Below are 1,719 nucleotides of genomic sequence, written 5' to 3' on the forward strand. Positions count from 1 at the left end.
GTAAGAAGAAAAAACGCTGCGATGATGACCATCACGCTGATTGTTGTAAGAAGAAAAAACGCTGCGATGATGACCATCACGCTGATTGTTGTAAGAAGAAAAAACGCTGCGATGATGACCATCACGCTGATTGTTGTAAGAAGAAAAAACGCTGCGATGATGACCATCACGCTGATTGTTGTAAGAAGAAAAAACGCTGCGATAATGACCATCACGCTGATTGTTGTAAGAAGGGACAACGCTGCGATGATGACCATCACGCTGATTGTTGTAAGAAGGAGAAACACTGCGATAATGACCATCACGCTGATTGTTGTAAGAGGGAAAATATTCAATTCCAACTTCAACAACAGCAACAAAAACAAGAGCAACTTCAGGACCGGACTCAAAATGATACCAATACTATTTCAAACGTAGGTAATCCAGTTGTGAATGTAAATGTATCCAATGATACTTCATCAAATGGCGTCTCTATTCCACAAACTAATTCAGCTTTTAGTGCAGCTACCCAAGGTTCAACCGTTCTTCAACCACTAGCTGGAACACTTCCTTTAGCTAAGGTATTTTTTCCAAATGAACTACTTGACTTAGGAAATGAATATGACCCATCTACTTCAACCTTCACCGCAAAAAATTCAGGTGTATATCTTTTTATTACATCTCTTAATTTTTTCCCTGATCCTATCGGGGTTCCTTATCAGGTTCGAGTTCAAATTCAAGTTAATGGTTCATCAGTCGGTACTGATGATGAATTTACTAGAGGCGATTCTGGTGATTTAACTCTAGTTATATCACTTAGTGCCAAAGTGAATTTAAATGCCGGAGATACCGTAGAAGTTTTTGCTTCAAGTACAACTCCGGGTGTCCTTTTGCCAGGGAAAGCAACTCGCTTTGAAGGAGCTAGATTCCCGTCTCCTACAGCATAAATAAAATTTGAGTAATGTTACAGACTAACCGGGAAAAGTTGGTTATAGCAGTGAGTGCGGTAGAGGTATCTACATTCACTCCATCTACCATTCCGGTTTTTTTGCATCTAGATTTTGGGTTTATACAATTAAAGAGCATAAATAAAAAAATCCTGTTCAGCTAACAGGTACGTTAGTTCATTAAAAGATAAAAGGAGAGTACATACTATACATGGTTAGTATGTGCTCTCCTTTATTTATTAAGGTTTTTTATAATTTAAGTCTTGATAACTTTAGTTCCGTTATGAATTGCGCATCATCGAAGGGCTGCTCTATTTTGTGCAAGAGCATTGGAGAAATAAACAAAGTTACCACCTCAAGATAATTGTAGCACTTAAACTCCATATTCTCTGAGGTAGATAATGTGAAATTTTCTTTAAGGCAGCTTTTTCTTTATGGAATTTAAGGGGCAGCATTCCTGTTAGAAGGATGTTCGAAGTCTTGAAAGAAAAAGAGCCCTCTTGTATGATGCATGAGTGTCAACGACCATTGACTCAACATCAAACAAGGAGGACTTCTGTATGCAGTTTAAATGGAATGAAAAAATTAATCAAGTTACTGAAAATACACTCGTTGTTGGTATGGATATTGCCAAGCATGTTCATTACGCTTGTTTTGTTGATGAACGAGGGCGCGTGATAGAAAAAGCCTTCGCAGTACRTCAATCAAAAGAGGGCTTTGAACACCTGTATGAAAAGATTCGTCAAACGATGAAGGAAGCTAAGAAAACAGAAGTAATTGTTGGAATTGAGCC

Annotated in this window: 3 protein-coding genes; 2 read left to right on the plus strand and 1 reads right to left on the minus strand. The window is 38.1% G+C overall.

What is annotated here, in order from left to right; all coding sequences use genetic code 11:
• Window positions 1-365: hypothetical protein (locus AC1DVB_RS27020; protein WP_477591908.1), on the minus strand; the 365-nt coding region annotated here is incomplete at its 3' end.
• A gap of 63 nt (window positions 366-428) precedes the next feature.
• Here AC1DVB_RS27020 and AC1DVB_RS27025 point away from each other — a divergent pair.
• Window positions 429-926, plus strand: coding sequence for a complement C1q domain-containing protein (locus tag AC1DVB_RS27025; protein WP_082609235.1), 498 nt, complete (start codon window positions 429-431; stop codon window positions 924-926).
• Between the two features lie 560 nt (window positions 927-1,486).
• Window positions 1,487-1,719 (plus strand): IS110 family transposase (locus AC1DVB_RS27030; protein ID WP_477591910.1); only part of this gene is annotated, 233 nt, incomplete at its 3' end.

Source organism: Peribacillus sp. P4_D6 (genome assembly GCF_056401795.1).